Below are 15,811 nucleotides of genomic sequence, written 5' to 3' on the forward strand. Positions count from 1 at the left end.
GACCGGGGTGTGCGAGCTGCCGGAAGGCACCGAGATGGTGATGCCGGGCGACAACGTGACCATGGACGTCACGCTGATCGTGCCGGTGGCCATGGAGGAGAAGCTGCGCTTCGCCATCCGCGAGGGCGGCCGCACCGTCGGCGCCGGCGTCGTCGCCGCCATCAACGCGTAGGATCTCGTCCGACCCGACCCGACCCGTCGGGTCGTTTGGTGAGAGCGATCGGATCAGCGCCGGTCTCCGTCTCCACGGAGGCCGGCGCTGTCATGCCGGGACCCCGCGCGACTGTGCCCGGCACAGTCGCGATTTTCGGCCCGCAGCCCTCTGAAAGACCTTGCAAGGCGGCCCAAACCTCTTGCAAGCCGCGCCGCGATCGGGCATTTGGCGGGACGCTAGGAGTGTAGCTCAACTGGTCAGAGCGCCGGTCTCCAAAACCGGAGGTTGCGGGTTCGAGTCCCTCCACTCCTGCCAGACATCTCACCCGTCCCCGCGCGGTCGCCCGGTCGACAAGCCGGCGGAGTTGCGCTAGAGCGGGCGCAATCCGAGATCTGAAGCGACCGTCGGTGCGGGCCCATCCAGGCTCTCGGCGCCGGATGTTCGCGTTCCCGGAAGCAGGCCCTGCCTCGGGCTCGCGCACCAAAAAACACTGGCGCCATGGCATCGAACGAAGCGACCAAGAAGGTGGATGTGGCGCGCGGCGCAGCTCGCGGTCCCGCGAACGTGCCGCCGGCCCGTCCGGCCACGCCCGCCAAGGTGCCGCAGAAGCGTGCGACCCCGGGAGAGTTCTTTTCCCAGGTCCGCGACGAGGCGCGCAAGGTCACGTGGCCGAGCCGCCGGGAGACCACGATCACCACCATCATGGTGTTCGTGATGGTCGTGGTCACCAGCCTGTTCTTCACGGTTGTGGATCAGGCCCTGCGCTTCGTCGTCGGCCTGGTGCTCGGCCTCTAGAGCATCGTCCCGAAAGGTGGCCTCCGGCTTTCGGGAAAAGACGATGCGCTGAGGGGGGGGGCGAATCGATCGGGGGAGACCTCGCGGACTTGTCGGAGTTGAACGGAACCGTGTCGAAGCGCTGGTATATCGTCCACGCCTACTCGAACTTCGAGAACAAGGTCGCCCAGTCCATCAAGGACCAGGCGGCTCAGCGCGGGCTGACCGAGCTGTTCGACGAGGTGATGGTCCCGACCGAGAAGGTCGTCGAGGTGCGCCGCGGCCGGAAGGTCGATGCCGAGCGCAAGTTCTTTCCGGGCTACGTGCTGGTGAAGTGCGACCTGACCGACGAAGTCTACCACCTCATCAAGAACACCCCGAAGGTCACGGGCTTCCTCGGCGCCGACAAGTCGAAGCCGGTCCCGATCCCCGACGCCGAGGCCGAGCGGATCAAGGGCCAGGTCGCCGAGGGCGTCGACCGGCCGAAGCCGTCGATCGCGTTCGAGATCGGCGAGACCGTCCGGGTCGCCGACGGCCCGTTCGCGAGCTTCAACGGCACCGTCGAGGAGATCGACGAGGCCCGCTCCCGCCTCAAGGTGGCCGTGTCGATCTTCGGCCGCGCCACCCCGGTGGAGCTAGAATACGCCCAGGTCGAGAAGGCCTGACGTACGAGCGAGTAGCGAATTAGCGAATGGCGCTTAGGGGGGCTCTGGCCTTCCATTCGCCATTCGCCATTCGCCATTCGCCATCACCCGCGGAAGATCCGCCCGGCCTCGCCTCCGGGATCCACGGATCGCACCGCGACCTGCAATCGTCCGACCCGCCCGCGCTTAGGCAGCCCGGCGGCGGACGCAGTTTGGGAGTTATCCCATGGCGAAGAAGATCACGGGTTACGTGAAGCTTCAGGTCCCGGCCGGCGCGGCGAACCCGTCGCCCCCGATCGGCCCCGCGCTCGGTCAGCGCGGCCTCAACATCATGGAATTCTGCAAGGCCTTCAACGCGAAGACCGCGCAGATCGAGAAGGGTACCCCGATCCCGGTGGTCATCACCGCGTATCAGGACCGCTCCTTCACCTTCGAGATGAAGCAGCCGCCGGTCACCTTCTTCCTGAAGAAGGCCGCCGGTCTGAAGATCGGCAAGAAGCCGGCTTCCGGCTCGAAGACCCCGGGTAAGGGCCCGACCGTCGGCAAGATCTCCGAGGCGCAGCTGCGCGAGATCGCCGAGAAGAAGATGCCCGACCTCAATTGCGACTCGGTCGATGCGGCCGTCGCCATGATCCGCGGCTCTGCCCGGGCCATGGGCCTCGAAGTCACGGCCTGAGGGAGGACATCATGGCACGCGAAGGAAAGCGCATCCGCGCCGCCCGCGAGGGCATCAAGGTGACCAAGCTCTACCCGCTCGATGAGGCGATCAAGCTGGTCAAGGAGCGGGCGACCGCGAAGTTCGACGAGACCGTCGAGGTCTCGATGAACCTCGGCGTCGATCCGCGGCACGCCGACCAGATGGTCCGCGGCGTCTGCAACCTGCCGAACGGCTCCGGCCGGACGGTGCGCGTGGCGGTCTTCGCCCGTGGCGCCAAGGCGGACGACGCCAAGGCGGCGGGTGCCGACATCGTCGGCGCCGAGGATCTCCTGGAGATCGTCCAGAGCGGCAAGATCGAGTTCGATCGCTGCATCGCCACCCCGGACATGATGCCGCTCGTCGGCCGTCTCGGTAAAGTGCTGGGCCCGCGCGGCCTGATGCCGAACCCGAAGGTCGGCACCGTCACCATGGACGTGAAGAGCGCCGTGGCCGGCGCCAAGGGCGGCTCGGTGGAGTTCCGCGTCGAGAAGGCCGGCATCGTCCATGCCGGCGTCGGCAAGGTCTCGTTCGACGCCGACAAGCTTGTCGAGAACATCAAGGCCTTCGCCGACGCGGTCGCCAAGGCCAAGCCGGCGGGCGCCAAGGGTACCTACGTCCAGCGCATCGCCGTCACCTCGACGATGGGCCCGGGCGTCAAGGTCGAGCCGAACACGGTCCTGACCGCCTGAGTCTCGACTCAACGCTATAACGAAGCGCCCGGCCGGAAACGGCCGGGCGTTTTGCGTTGGGGGGCCTCGGCGCAAAAGTCCTTTGCGGATGAAGCGCTCCCTTTCCCGGACACCTGGAACGACAGTGGAAGGTGATCTGGGACCCAGCTTAGAAATGTGCCGCGTAGCGGCTCAGTTGAGGTGCGACGTTGTAGCAAGTCAGCGCTTTGCATCTTAACGCGCTGGGTTCCGGGTCGCATTCCGCTGGCGCTGCATGCGCCCGGGAAAAGGTGTCGTCGAATCGGCAAAGCTTCATCATATCTGCCTCCGGTGCCGGGGAGGTGGGTGATGGAGCCCACGTCTACATGCTCGCCAGTCGGCGGAACGGAACGCTCTACACCGGCTCAACGACCGACCTCACACGACGCATCTATGAGCATCGCACCGGTGCGATGCCCGGGTTCACCCGTGACTATGGCGTGACGATGCTGGTTTGGTACGAAGAATATCCGCGCATCATCGACGCTCGCATCCGGGAATATGCCATCAAGCGCTGGCGACGTGCGTGGAAGCTCGCGCTGATCGAAGCGTTCAACCCGGCTTGGCGCGATCTGTACGACGATCTGATGTCTTGAGCCGCTGCGCGGCGAGTTCTGTGCTGGGTCCCGGATCAGGTTCCGCTTCGCTGCACCTGTCCGGGAAAGGGGCTGGGCCAAGGAACCGGGACGCCCTTTCCCGGGCGCATGCAGCGCGAGCGGAATGCGACCCGGGACCTAGCAAGAGACCTGCCGCGCAGCGGCTCCAAGCCTCTCTCCTCACGCCATTCTTAACGCGAAGGGGGGCGCCATCCGGCACAGCTGTGCTAGATAGGCCCCATGCGCAGCACTGTCTCCGTCACGACCCGCCGACGCATCCTGTGCGTCTTCCCCGCTTACACGCCCTCGTTCGGCACGTTCTCGCACGCCTACCCGCTCATGGGTGGCGTCAAGGCGTTCATGCCTCCGCAGGGGCTCCTGGTGATCGCGGCCTACATGCCCGAGAGCTGGGAGTATCGCTTCATCGACGAGAACATCCGGCGCGCCTCCGCCCAGGATTTCGCCTGGGCCGACGCGGTGTTCGTCTCCGGGATGCACATCCAGGAGGGCCAGATCCACGATATCGGCCGGCGTGCCCATGCCGCCGGCAAGGTCGCGGCTCTTGGCGGCCCCTCCGTGTCCGGCGCGCGGGAGAAGTATCCGGATTTCGACTATCTCCATGTCGGCGAGATCGGCGACGCCACCGACCGGCTGATCGAGTGCCTCGACGCCGACGTCACCCGTCCGACCCAGCAGGTGGTGTTCGAGACCGGCGAACGGCTGGCGCTCTCGGATTTCCCGGCGCCGGCCTATGAGGCGGCGCCGCTCAAGCGCTACCTGATCGGCTCGCTGCAATTCTCGTCTGGCTGCCCGTATCGCTGCGAGTTCTGCGACATCCCGCAGCTCTACGGCCGCCAGCCGCGGCTCAAGAGCCCGGAGCAGATGTGCGCCGAGCTCGACGCGATCATCAGCCAGCCCGGGCACCCCGCGGTGGTCTACTTCGTCGACGACAACTTCATCGCCAACCGCAAGGCGACCCGCGAGATGCTGCCGCACCTCGTCGCATGGCAGAAGAAGAACGATTACCCGCTGCAATTCGCCTGCGAGGCGACCCTGAACATGGCCAAGCAGCCCGAGATCCTCGAGCTGATGCGCCAGGCCAACTTCATGACCGTGTTCGTCGGCATCGAGACGCCGGAGGCGGACGCGCTCAAGGGCATCGACAAGACCCACAACGCCGCCGTGCCGATGTACGAGGCGATCGAGACCCTCAACTCCTACGGGCTCGAAGTCACCTCGGGCATCATCCTGGGGCTCGATACCGACAGCGACAAGTCCGAGCAGAACCTGATCGACTTCATCGACAAGTCGGCGATCCCGGTGCTGACCATCAACCTACTCCAGGCCCTGCCCAAGACCCCGCTCTGGGATCGGCTGGAGCGGGAGGGGCGGCTGGTGCACGACGCGGCGCTGGAGTCGAACGTGCTGTTCAAGCGCCCGCACGACACCGTCGTGGCGAGTTGGCGCCGGGCGATTGCCCACGCCTACGAGCCGGAGCAGCTGTTCGCCCGGTTCAAGCACCAATGTGAGACCACTTACCCGAATCGGATCGTGACGCCGACCAAGGGCAAACTCACCTTCACGAACCTGCGCCGTGGCCTGATCCTCGGCTTCAACATCATCACCCGGGTCGGCCTGCTCTCGGATTACCGCAAGCCGTTCTGGAGCGCCGCGGGCTATGCCCTGAAGCGCGGCCAGATCGAGGCGGTGTTCAACATGGGCTTCGTCGCCCACCACCTGATCCGCTTCACCCGCGAGGCTCTGCGCGGCGAGCACAACGCCTCGTTCTATGCCGCCAAGGCCGCGGAGGCCGAGGATGCCCGGCGGCGTACGTGGTGGGAGACTGCGCGGCGCAAGCTGGTGCCGGAACGCGAGGCAGCGTAGCCTTGAACGGCACAGCCTTGGCTGCAGGGACGCTTGGTCATGGCCGATATCGATCTGAGTCCGGATCTCGACCGCTTCGTGCGGACTCAGGTTGCGGCCAGCCGTTTCCGTGATGCGGCCGAGGTCGTGACGGCGGGGTTGCGGCTCCTTGAGGATCGGCTCGCCGTCGAGTCGTTCAAGCATCGCGATGCTGTCTTGACTTCGATTCTCGCCGCCTTCGACGATCCGGAGCCTGGCGTTCCTGCACAAGTGGTCTTCGATCGGCTGGAGGATCGGCACGCCCACCGGGTCGCGGCCGGTGGCAAAGCTTGAGGTCGCGCTTCAGGCGCAAGCCATCGCGGATCTCGAAGCGCTCTACGATCATATAGCCCAAGACAGCCCGGATCGCGCCATCGCCTTCATCCGGCGGATCCGCGAACGCTGTGAGCGCCTGTCCAGATGCCGCGGGTCGGACGGATTCGCGACGTTCTGCGGATCGGCCTGCGCCTCGTGGCCTTCGAGCGTCGGGTCGTAATCGCCTATGCGTTGCGCGAAGACCGTCTCGACATCCTGCGTGTTCTGTATCGTGGACGCGACGCCGAATCACTCCTCAGTGAGGCTGAAGGGGACGCGTAAGGGAGACATGCGTCCCAGGCCGGTTTCCCACTCCAGCCCTTGCCTGCGGCGGAAAAGTCGCGCTCGGGCCCTTGGCAGGCGGCTTGCCAGCCTCTATACACCGCGCCTTACGCATTTCATCCTCACGGAAGGAGACGGCCAATCGGCCGGTTTCCGCATGAAATGTCGCCCGGGCAACCGGGCGACAATGGCCGGCAGGATCCAGGGGGTGTCGAGCCCCGTGGAGCCTTGTCCGGCCATGTCCTGTCCGAGACTGCAGGTGCCGGCTCGCCGGCTTAATCCACGACCAGCCTGCACAGACGGGGAAGACCGAACTTAGGAAAAACCTCGCCCCGGCAAACGCCGTGGAGGGGTGTCGGTTTGAACCAACTCACCCGAAGCGACCCTCCTGGGGCACGTGCGGGGACAGGGCCGCGAAGCGTCGTTCGGACGTTCCCGGTCTTTTGAAGGCCGAGACCACGTCCGGGCGGCATGTGCAACCGGCGGACCCAAGATCGGGTTCCGCCAACCGGAGAGAGCCCAGTGGACCGGACAGCAAAAGCTGACCTCGTCTCGACGCTCAACGGCGTGTTCAATCAGAGCGCCGTCGTCGTCGTGGCCCACTACAAGGGCCTCACGGTCGCCGACATGCAGAAGCTGCGCTCGCAGATGAAGCAGGCCGGCGCAACCGTGAAGGTCGCCAAGAACAGCCTCGCCGGCATCGCACTCGATGGTACGGACGTCGCCTCCATCAAGCCGCTCCTGAAGGGCCCGACCTTGCTCGCCTATTCGGGCGATCCGGTCGCCGCCGCCAAGGTCGCGGTCGATTTCGCCAAGACGAACGACAAGCTCGTGATTCTCGGTGGCGCGATGGGGACGACAACCCTGAACCCGGACGGCGTGAAGGCCCTCGCCTCGCTCCCGTCCCTCGACGAACTGCGCGCCAAGATCGTGGGCCTCGTACAGGCGCCCGCGACCAAGATCGCCCAGGTCGTCAATGCGCCGGCGGCCAAGCTCGCCCGCGTGTTCGGGGCCTATGCCACCAAGGACGAGGCCGCCTGAGGCCCTTCAAAAACCATTCGTTCGAACCGATATCTGAGAGGATCCAAAAATGGCTGATCTTGCCAAGCTCGTCGACGACCTGTCTTCGCTGACCGTTCTCGAGGCCGCCGACCTGGCCAAGCTGCTCGAAGAGAAGTGGGGCGTCTCGGCTGCCGCCGCCGTCGCCGTGGCTGCCGGCCCGGCCGCCGGTGGCGGTGCCGCCGCCGTCGAAGAGCAGACCGAGTTCACCGTCGTGCTGGCGTCCGCCGGCGACAAGAAGATCGAGGTCATCAAGGAAGTCCGCGCCATCACCGGCCTGGGCCTCAAGGAAGCCAAGGACCTCGTCGAGGGCGCTCCGAAGCCGGTCAAGGAGAGCGTCACCAAGGACGAGGCCGAGAAGCTCAAGGCTCAGCTCGAGAAGGCCGGCGCCAAGGTCGAGCTCAAGTAAGTCGACGATGGGCCGGTTCCGGCCCATCACTCCACGGAGGTCCGTTCCGGGCCTGTCGTGACTGGAGCCCGCGGGTGCAGCACCCGCGGGCTTTAGGCCGCTTCGGCGGACGGTCCTGGAAGGGGCCAGAGAGATTCGGTTCGGTGGCGCGGTCCGGCGGGGCGCGCGTCACAGTCCGGTGCGGGAGGTCCCTTTCGGGAACGCTTCCCCGGGCGCGAGGCACGCGGGATGGAGCGAGTTCACATGGCCAACACGCTGGTCGGTCGCAAGCGCATTCGGAAGTTCTTCGGCAAGATCAAGGAAGTCGCCGAGATGCCGAACCTCATCGAGGTTCAGAAGGCATCCTACGATCAGTTCCTCATGGTCGACGAGCCGGAGGGCGGCCGCGACGACGAAGGCCTCCAGAGCGTGTTCAAGTCGGTGTTCCCGATCTCGGACTTCGCCTCGACGGCCCTGCTCGAATTCGTGCGCTACACGTTCGAGCAGCCGAAATACGATGTCGACGAGTGTCGCCAGCGCGGCATCACCTTCGCGGCCCCGCTGAAGGTGACGCTGCGGCTGATCGTGTTCGATGTCGATCCGGACACCCAGGCCAAGTCGGTCAAGGACATCAAGGAGCAGGACGTCTACATGGGCGACATGCCCCTGATGACGGAGAACGGCACCTTCATCGTCAACGGCACCGAGCGGGTCATCGTCTCGCAGATGCACCGCTCGCCGGGCGTGTTCTTCGACCACGACAAGGGCAAGACCCACTCCTCGGGCAAGCTCCTGTTCGCCGCGCGCATCATCCCGTATCGCGGCTCCTGGCTCGACGTCGAGTTCGACGCCAAGGACATCGTGCACGTCCGCATCGACCGTAAGCGCAAGCTGCCGGCCACCTCGCTGCTCTACGCGCTCGGCCTCGACGGCGAGGAGATCCTGTCGACCTTCTACAACCGCGTGGTCTACGACCGCGACGGCGCCGAGTGGCGCGTGCCGTTCGACCCCGAGCGGATGAAGGGCATGAAGGCCACCGTCGACCTGATCGACGCCGATTCCGGCGAGGTCGTGCTCGAGGCCGGCAAGAAGCTCAACGCCCGCAACGCCCGTCAGATCACCGACAAGGGCACCAAGTACCTCAAGGCCACCGACGAGGATCTGGTCGGCCAGTACATCGCCGAGGACCTAGTCAACGCCGAGACCGGCGAGATCTGGGCCGAGGCCGGCGAGGAGATCTCCGAGAAGCTCCTGAAGAGCCTCGAAGAGGTCGGCATCACCGAGCTTCCGGTGCTCGACATCGACCACGTCAATGTCGGCCCCTACATCCGCAACACGCTGGCGGTGGACAAGAATTCCAACCGCGAAGGTGCGCTGTTCGACATCTACCGGGTCATGCGTCCCGGCGAGCCGCCGACGCTCGACACCGCGGAGGCGATGTTCCACTCGCTGTTCTTCGATTCCGAGCGCTACGACCTCTCCGCGGTCGGCCGCGTGAAGATGAACATGCGTCTCGACCTCGACGCCGCCGACACGGTCCGCACCCTCCGCAAGGAGGACATGTTGGCGGTGGTCAAGGCGCTGGTGGAACTGCGAGACGGCAAGGGCGAGATCGACGACATCGATCACCTCGGCAACCGCCGGGTGCGTTCGGTCGGCGAGCTAATGGAGAATCAGTACCGCCTCGGGCTGCTCCGCATGGAGCGCGCGATCCGCGAGCGCATGAGCCAGGTCGATATCGACACGGTGATGCCGCAGGACCTGATCAACGCCAAGCCGGCGGCGGCGGCGGTGCGCGAGTTCTTCGGTTCGTCGCAGCTCTCGCAGTTCATGGATCAGACCAACCCGCTCTCCGAGGTGACGCACAAGCGGCGCCTCTCGGCGCTCGGCCCGGGCGGTCTGACCCGCGAGCGCGCCGGATTCGAGGTGCGCGACGTGCACCCGACCCATTACGGCCGCATCTGCCCGATCGAGACGCCGGAAGGCCCGAATATCGGCCTGATCAACTCGCTGGCGACCTTCGCCCGGGTGAACAAGTACGGCTTCATCGAGACCCCGTTCCGCCGCGTGCGCGACGGCGTGGTCACCAATGAGGTCGCCTACCTCTCGGCCATGGAGGAGGCGAAGTACTACGTCGCCCAGGCCAACGCCCAGATGGACGAGAACAAGAAGCTGACGGAAGACCTCGTGGTCTGCCGCCGGGCCGGCGACGTGATCGTCGTCGGGCCTGAGCGCGTCGACCTCATGGACGTCTCGCCCAAGCAGCTTGTCTCCGTGGCCGCGGCGCTGATCCCGTTCCTGGAGAACGACGACGCCAACCGCGCCCTCATGGGCTCGAACATGCAGCGGCAGGCCGTGCCGCTGGTCCGTGCCGACGCGCCGTTCGTCGGCACCGGCATGGAGGCCGTGGTCGCCCGCGATTCCGGCGCGGCCATCGCGGCACGCCGGTCGGGCATCGTCGATCAGGTGGATGCCACCCGTATCGTCATCCGGGCCACCGAGGAGGCCGACGCCACCAAGCCGGGCGTCGACATCTACCGCCTGCAGAAATTCCAGCGCTCCAACCAGTCGACCTGCATCACGCAGAAGCCGCTGGTCCGCGTCGGCGAGCCGGTGAAAAAGGGCGAGATCATCGCCGACGGTCCCTCGACCGAGTTCGGCGAGCTGGCGCTCGGCCGGAACGTGCTCGTCGCGTTCATGCCGTGGAACGGCTACAACTTCGAAGACTCGATCCTGCTCTCCGAGCGGATCGTGAAGGATGACGTGTTCACCTCGATCCACATCGAGGAGTTCGAGGTGATGGCCCGCGACACCAAGCTCGGGCCGGAGGAAATCACCCGCGACATCCCGAACGTCTCCGAGGAAGCGCTCAAGAACCTCGATGAGGCCGGCATCGTCTATATCGGTGCCGAGGTGAATGCCGGCGACATCCTGGTCGGCAAGATCACCCCGAAGGGCGAGAGCCCGATGACGCCGGAGGAAAAGCTCCTGCGCGCCATCTTCGGCGAGAAGGCCTCGGACGTGCGCGACACCTCCCTGCGGGTGCCGCCGGGCGTCACCGGGACGATCGTCGAGGTCCGGGTGTTCAACCGCCACGGCGTCGACAAGGACGAGCGCGCCCAGGCGATCGAGCGCGAGGAGATCGAGCGGCTCGCCAAGGACCGCGACGACGAGCAGGCGATCCTCGACCGCAACACCTACGCCCGCCTGGCGGACGTGCTGATCGGTCAGGCGCCGGTGGCCGGCCCGAAGGGCTTCAAGAAGGACACCACGCTCACCCGTGAGCTGATCAACGACTACCCGCGCTCGCAATGGTGGCAGTTCGCCGTCATCGAAGACCGTCTCATGACGGAGATGGAGGCGATGCAGAAGCAGTACGACGAGTCGAAGAAGCGCCTTGAGCAGCGCTTCCTCGACAAGGTCGAGAAGCTGCAGCGCGGCGACGAGCTGCCCCCCGGCGTCATGAAGATGGTCAAGGTCTTCGTGGCGGTGAAGCGCAAGATCCAGCCGGGCGACAAGATGGCCGGCCGTCACGGCAACAAGGGTGTCGTGTCGCGGATCGTGCCGATCGAAGACATGCCGTTCCTGGAAGACGGGACCCATGCCGACATCGTGCTGAACCCGCTGGGCGTGCCCTCGCGCATGAACGTCGGCCAGATCCTGGAGACCCATCTGGGCTGGGCGGCTGCGGGCCTGGGTCGCAAGGTCTCCAAGGCGGTGGATGCCTATCTGAAGTCGCATGACATCGCGCCGCTGCGTCAGGAGATGGAGGCGATCTACTCGCCGGGCGAGCTCGACGGCCTGACCGACGAGGAGCTGGCCGAGGCCGGCAACAACGTCCGTCGCGGCGTGCCGATGGCCACTCCGGTGTTCAACGGCGCCAAGGAGGCCGACATCGAGCAGATGCTCGAAATGGCCGGCCTCGACCGCTCGGCGCAGTCGACCCTCTACGACGGCCGCTCCGGCGAGCCCTTCGACCGCAAGGTGACGATGGGCTACATCTACATGCTGAAGCTGCACCACCTGGTGGACGACAAGATCCACGCCCGGTCGATCGGCCCGTACTCGCTCGTCACCCAGCAGCCGCTGGGCGGAAAGGCGCAGTTCGGCGGTCAGCGCTTCGGCGAGATGGAGGTCTGGGCGCTGGAGGCCTACGGCGCGGCCTACACGCTGCAGGAGATGCTCACGGTAAAGTCGGACGACGTGGCCGGCCGCACCAAGGTCTACGAGGCGATCGTCCGCGGCGACGACACCTTCGAGGCCGGCATCCCCGAATCGTTCAACGTGCTCGTCAAGGAGATGCGCTCGCTCGGCCTCAACGTCGAGCTGACATCCTCCAAGAAGGCCGCGAACGACCAGCTGGAGCCGCCGGCCGACGCCGCCGAGTAGCGGTCGTCGCACAACACCTCCCGTGGCGGCGTCGAGCCGCCACGGTTGAGCGGGGAGGGGCGGGGCCTCCGGGTGACGACGGCCAGCGGCGCTCGAACGGGGCGCGGCGCCGGATCTTTTTCAGGACGCGGTGGCCCGGCGCGGGGCAATTAGCGTCAACAAGGAGCGGATCATGAACCAAGAGGTCATGAACCTTTTCAACCAGCAGGCCACGCCGGTCAGCTTCGATCAGATCAAGATTTCGATCTCGTCGCCGGAGAAGATCCTCTCCTGGTCGTACGGCGAGATCAAGAAGCCCGAGACCATCAACTACCGGACCTTCAAGCCCGAGCGCGACGGCCTGTTCTGCGCGCGCATCTTCGGGCCGATCAAGGATTACGAGTGCTTGTGCGGCAAGTACAAGCGCATGAAGTACAAGGGCGTCATCTGTGAGAAGTGCGGCGTCGAGGTCACCCTCGCCCGCGTCCGGCGCGACCGCATGGGCCATATCGAGCTGGCCGCCCCGGTCGCGCATATCTGGTTCCTGAAGTCGCTGCCCTCGCGCATCGGCCTGCTGCTCGACATGGCGCTCAAGGACCTCGAGCGCATCCTGTACTTCGAGTCCTACTGCGTCATCGAGCCGGGCCTCACCCCCCTGAAGGAGCGTCAGCTCCTGTCGGAGGAGGAGTACCTGCGTGCCCAGGAGGAGTACGGCGAGGACAGCTTCACCGCCATGATCGGCGCCGAGGCCATCCGGCGCATCCTGCAGGAGCTCGACCTCGACAAGATCGCCAACGATCTGCGCGAGGAGATCGCGGTCACCACCTCCGAGCTGAAGCCGAAGAAGCTTCTGAAGCGCCTCAAGATCATCGAGGCGTTCCAGATGTCCGGCAACAAGCCGGAGTGGATGATCCTGACCGTCGTCCCGGTGATCCCGCCGGACCTGCGCCCGCTGGTCCCGCTGGATGGCGGTCGCTTCGCGACCTCCGACCTGAACGACCTGTACCGCCGCGTCATCAACCGCAACAACCGCCTGAAGCGGCTGATCGAGCTGCGCGCCCCCGACATCATCATCCGCAACGAGAAGCGGATGCTGCAGGAGGCCGTCGATGCGCTGTTCGACAACGGCCGCCGCGGCCGCGTCATCACGGGTGCCAACAAGCGCCCGCTGAAGTCGCTCGCCGACATGCTGAAGGGCAAGCAGGGCCGGTTCCGCCAGAACCTGCTCGGCAAGCGCGTCGACTATTCGGGCCGCTCGGTGATCGTGGTCGGCCCCGAGCTGAAGCTGCACCAGTGCGGCCTGCCCAAGAAGATGGCGCTGGAGCTGTTCAAGCCGTTCATCTACGCGCGGCTCGACGCCAAGGGCTTCTCCGCCACGGTGAAGCAGGCCAAGAAGCTGGTTGAGAAGGAGAAGCCGGAGGTCTGGGACATCCTCGACGAGGTGATCCGCGAGCACCCGGTGATGCTGAACCGCGCACCGACGCTCCACCGCCTCGGCATCCAGGCGTTCGAGCCGAAGCTGATCGAGGGCAAGGCGATCCAGCTGCACCCGCTGGTCTGCGCCGCGTTCAACGCCGACTTCGACGGCGACCAGATGGCCGTGCACGTCCCGCTGTCGCTCGAGGCGCAGCTGGAAGCGCGCGTCCTGATGATGTCGACCAACAACATCCTGCACCCGGCCAACGGTCAGCCGATCATCGTGCCGTCGCAGGATATCGTGCTCGGCCTCTACTACCTGTCGATCGTGGCCGAGGGTTCGAAGGGCGCGTTCAACCCGGACAACCCGAAGAACCCGATGCAGGGCGTCTTCGGCGACATGGGCGAACTGGAGCACGCGCTCGCGGCCAAGACCGTGTCGCTGCACACCAAGATCCGGTGGCGCTGGACTGGCATCGGCCCGGACAACCAGCCGCTGACCAAGACCTACGACACCACGCCCGGCCGGGTTATCCTGTCCGGCGCGCTGCCGAAGCACGCCAAGGTTCCCTACGACGTCGTCAACAAGCTGATGACCAAGAAAGAGATCTCGGCGATGATCGACACCGTCTACCGCCACTGCGGTCAGAAGGAGTCGGTGATCTTCTGTGATCGGATCATGGCGCTCGGCTTCAACCACGCGTTCAAGGCCGGCATCTCGTTCGGCAAGGACGACATGGTCGTGCCGGACAACAAGTGGTCGATCGTCGACGGCACCCGTACCCTGGTGAAGGACTACGAGCAGCAGTACAACGACGGCCTGATCACGCAGGGCGAGAAGTACAACAAGGTCGTCGATGCCTGGGCTAAGTGCTCGGACAAGCTGGCCGCCGAGATGATGAACCGCATCTCCACCGTCCAGAAGGACGAGCACGGCGCGGACAAGCAGGTCAACTCGATCTACATGATGAGCCACTCGGGTGCCCGTGGCTCGCCCGCCCAGATGAAGCAGCTCGCCGCCATGCGCGGCCTGATGGCCAAGCCGTCGGGCGAGATCATCGAGACGCCGATCATCTCGAACTTCAAGGAAGGTCTGGACGTGCTGGAGTACTTCAACTCCACGCACGGTGCCCGTAAGGGCCTCGCCGACACCGCCCTGAAGACCGCCAACTCCGGCTACCTGACCCGCCGCCTCGTCGACGTGGCCCAGGACGCGGTGATCCGCGAGGTCGATTGCGGCACGACCAACGGCATCAAGATGCGCGCCATCGTGGACGCCGGCCAGGTCGTGGCGACCCTGGCGATCCGCATCCTCGGCCGCGCCACCGCCGAGGATCTGGTGGCGGCCGACGGCACGGTGATCGTGAAGACCGGCGAGACCATCGAGGAGAAGCACCTGCCGGCTATCCAGGCGGCGGGCATCCAGGAGGTGAAGATCCGCTCGGTGCTGGTCTGCGCCACACGAAGCGGCGTCTGCGCCACCTGTTACGGGCGCGATCTCGCCCGCGGAACGCCCGTCAACATGGGCGAGGCGGTCGGCGTCATCGCGGCGCAGTCGATCGGCGAGCCGGGCACCCAGCTCACGATGCGGACCTTCCACATCGGTGGCGCGGCCCAGATTGCCGACTCGTCGTTCATCGAGTCGAGCTTCGAGGGTACGATCAAGATCCGCAACCGCGCGATCGCCAAGAACACCGACGGCGATCTGATCGCGGTCGGCCGTAACGTGGCGGTCGTGATCGTCGGGTCGGACGGGGTCGAGCGGGCGGTCCATCGCCTGCAATACGGCGCCAAGCTCCGGGTCGACGAGGGCGACAAGATCAAGCGCGGCCAGCGGATCGCCGAGTGGGACCCCTATACCCGTCCGATCCTCACCGAGGTCGACGGTATCGTGGCCTACGAGGATCTGGTCGATGGTCAGTCGATGACCGAGACCACCGATGAGTCGACCGGCATCGCCAAGCGCGTGGTGGTCGATTGGCGCGGTTCGGCCCGGACCTCGGACCTCAAGCCCGCGATGGTCGTGGTGGACCGGGATGGCAAGGCTGTGAAGCTGCCGCGCGGCTCGGACGCCCGCTACTTCCTGCCGGTCGACGCCATCATCGGCTTCGATCCCGGCGGCAAGGTGCAGGCCGGTGACATCCTGGCCCGCGTCTCGACCGACTCGGCCAAGACCCGCGACATCACCGGCGGTCTGCCGCGGGTGGCGGAGCTGTTCGAGGCAAGGCGCCCGAAGGACGCGGCGATCATCGCCGAGAAGTCGGGCACCATCGCGTTCGGCCGCGACTACAAGAACAAGCGTCGGCTCACGCTGACGCCGCATGACGGCTCGGAGGCGGTGGAGTACTTGATCCCGAAGGGCAAGCACATCCACCTGCAGGACGGTGACGTGGTGGAGCTCGGCGATTACATCGTCGATGGAAACCCGGCGCCGCACGACATCCTGGCGATCAAGGGCGTCGAGGAACTTGCGGCCTACCTCGTCAACGAGATCCAGGAAGTCTACCGG

Annotated in this window: 13 protein-coding genes, 1 tRNA gene and 1 pseudogene; all 15 read left to right on the forward strand. The window is 65.9% G+C overall.

All coding sequences use genetic code 11. The features are described 5' to 3' along the window. Positions 1-172, forward strand: a pseudogene (gene tuf / locus MKL09_RS05950) (elongation factor Tu); the annotation flags it as partial. 220 nt (positions 173-392) lie between these two features. Beyond that, positions 393-469, forward strand: a tRNA-Trp gene (locus MKL09_RS05955). 183 nt (positions 470-652) lie between these two features. Continuing rightward, positions 653-949 (forward strand): preprotein translocase subunit SecE, encoded by a 297-nt coding sequence (gene secE / locus MKL09_RS05960; protein WP_244018872.1) that lies wholly within the window; start codon positions 653-655, stop codon positions 947-949. 110 nt (positions 950-1,059) lie between these two features. Continuing rightward, complete coding sequence (nusG, locus tag MKL09_RS05965; RefSeq protein WP_007566056.1) at positions 1,060-1,593, forward strand: transcription termination/antitermination protein NusG; 534 nt, start codon at positions 1,060-1,062, stop codon at positions 1,591-1,593. Between the two features lie 205 nt (positions 1,594-1,798). After that, positions 1,799-2,248 (forward strand): 50S ribosomal protein L11, encoded by a 450-nt coding sequence (rplK, locus tag MKL09_RS05970; RefSeq protein WP_243940219.1) that lies wholly within the window; start codon positions 1,799-1,801, stop codon positions 2,246-2,248. 11 nt (positions 2,249-2,259) lie between these two features. Beyond that, the gene (gene rplA, locus MKL09_RS05975) at positions 2,260-2,958 is read left to right on the forward strand and encodes a 50S ribosomal protein L1 (RefSeq protein WP_244018874.1); all 699 of its coding nucleotides are present in this window, start codon (positions 2,260-2,262) and stop codon (positions 2,956-2,958) included. 344 nt (positions 2,959-3,302) lie between these two features. Then, positions 3,303-3,572, forward strand: coding sequence for a GIY-YIG nuclease family protein (locus MKL09_RS05980; protein ID WP_244018876.1), 270 nt, complete (start codon positions 3,303-3,305; stop codon positions 3,570-3,572). Positions 3,573-3,812: 240 nt separating this feature from the next. Next, on the forward strand, positions 3,813-5,456 hold the full coding sequence (locus MKL09_RS05985) for a B12-binding domain-containing radical SAM protein (protein ID WP_244018878.1): 1,644 nt from the start codon (positions 3,813-3,815) through the stop codon (positions 5,454-5,456). Between the two features lie 39 nt (positions 5,457-5,495). Next, positions 5,496-5,768: a type II toxin-antitoxin system ParD family antitoxin gene (locus MKL09_RS05990; protein WP_244018880.1), complete on the forward strand. Its 273-nt coding sequence runs from the start codon at positions 5,496-5,498 to the stop codon at positions 5,766-5,768. Continuing rightward, positions 5,755-5,970, forward strand: coding sequence for a type II toxin-antitoxin system RelE/ParE family toxin (locus tag MKL09_RS05995; RefSeq protein WP_244018882.1), 216 nt, complete (start codon positions 5,755-5,757; stop codon positions 5,968-5,970). Before MKL09_RS05990 ends, MKL09_RS05995 begins: the two co-directional genes overlap by 14 nt. Then, entirely contained in the window at positions 5,895-6,071 is a 177-nt protein-coding gene (locus MKL09_RS06000) for a hypothetical protein (RefSeq protein WP_244018890.1), read from the forward strand. The genes MKL09_RS05995 and MKL09_RS06000 overlap by 76 nt, the downstream gene beginning before the upstream one ends. A gap of 522 nt (positions 6,072-6,593) precedes the next feature. Further along, positions 6,594-7,112, forward strand: a complete 519-nt coding sequence (rplJ, locus tag MKL09_RS06005; protein ID WP_050735285.1) for a 50S ribosomal protein L10 — start codon at positions 6,594-6,596, stop codon at positions 7,110-7,112. Positions 7,113-7,161: 49 nt separating this feature from the next. Further along, positions 7,162-7,539 carry a 50S ribosomal protein L7/L12 gene (gene rplL, locus MKL09_RS06010; protein ID WP_244018884.1) on the forward strand — a complete coding sequence of 126 codons (378 nt, stop codon included), beginning with the start codon at positions 7,162-7,164 and terminating at the stop codon, positions 7,537-7,539. 243 nt (positions 7,540-7,782) lie between these two features. After that, complete coding sequence (gene rpoB / locus MKL09_RS06015; RefSeq protein WP_244018886.1) at positions 7,783-11,907, forward strand: DNA-directed RNA polymerase subunit beta; 4,125 nt, start codon at positions 7,783-7,785, stop codon at positions 11,905-11,907. 172 nt (positions 11,908-12,079) lie between these two features. Then, on the forward strand, positions 12,080-15,811 hold a 3,732-nt coding region (rpoC, locus tag MKL09_RS06020), incomplete at its 3' end, for a DNA-directed RNA polymerase subunit beta' (protein WP_244018888.1).

Origin of the sequence: Methylobacterium sp. J-048, assembly GCF_022829515.1 — a bacterium.
GTDB lineage: Bacteria > Pseudomonadota > Alphaproteobacteria > Rhizobiales > Beijerinckiaceae > Methylobacterium.

Excerpts from the sequence above, each read along its gene's own strand:
- rplL (WP_244018884.1), top strand. The coding sequence starts at position 7,162 with ATGGCTGATCTTGCCAAGCTCGTCGACGACCTGTCTTCGCTGACCGTT.
- secE (WP_244018872.1), top strand. The coding sequence starts at position 653 with ATGGCATCGAACGAAGCGACCAAGAAGGTGGATGTGGCGCGCGGCGCA.
- rpoB (WP_244018886.1), top strand. The coding sequence starts at position 7,783 with ATGGCCAACACGCTGGTCGGTCGCAAGCGCATTCGGAAGTTCTTCGGC.
- MKL09_RS05980 (WP_244018876.1), top strand. The coding sequence starts at position 3,303 with ATGCTCGCCAGTCGGCGGAACGGAACGCTCTACACCGGCTCAACGACC.
- MKL09_RS05985 (WP_244018878.1), top strand. The coding sequence starts at position 3,813 with ATGCGCAGCACTGTCTCCGTCACGACCCGCCGACGCATCCTGTGCGTC.
- MKL09_RS05990 (WP_244018880.1), top strand. The coding sequence starts at position 5,496 with ATGGCCGATATCGATCTGAGTCCGGATCTCGACCGCTTCGTGCGGACT.
- rplA (WP_244018874.1), top strand. The coding sequence starts at position 2,260 with ATGGCACGCGAAGGAAAGCGCATCCGCGCCGCCCGCGAGGGCATCAAG.
- MKL09_RS06000 (WP_244018890.1), top strand. The coding sequence starts at position 5,895 with ATGCCGCGGGTCGGACGGATTCGCGACGTTCTGCGGATCGGCCTGCGC.
- rplK (WP_243940219.1), top strand. The coding sequence starts at position 1,799 with ATGGCGAAGAAGATCACGGGTTACGTGAAGCTTCAGGTCCCGGCCGGC.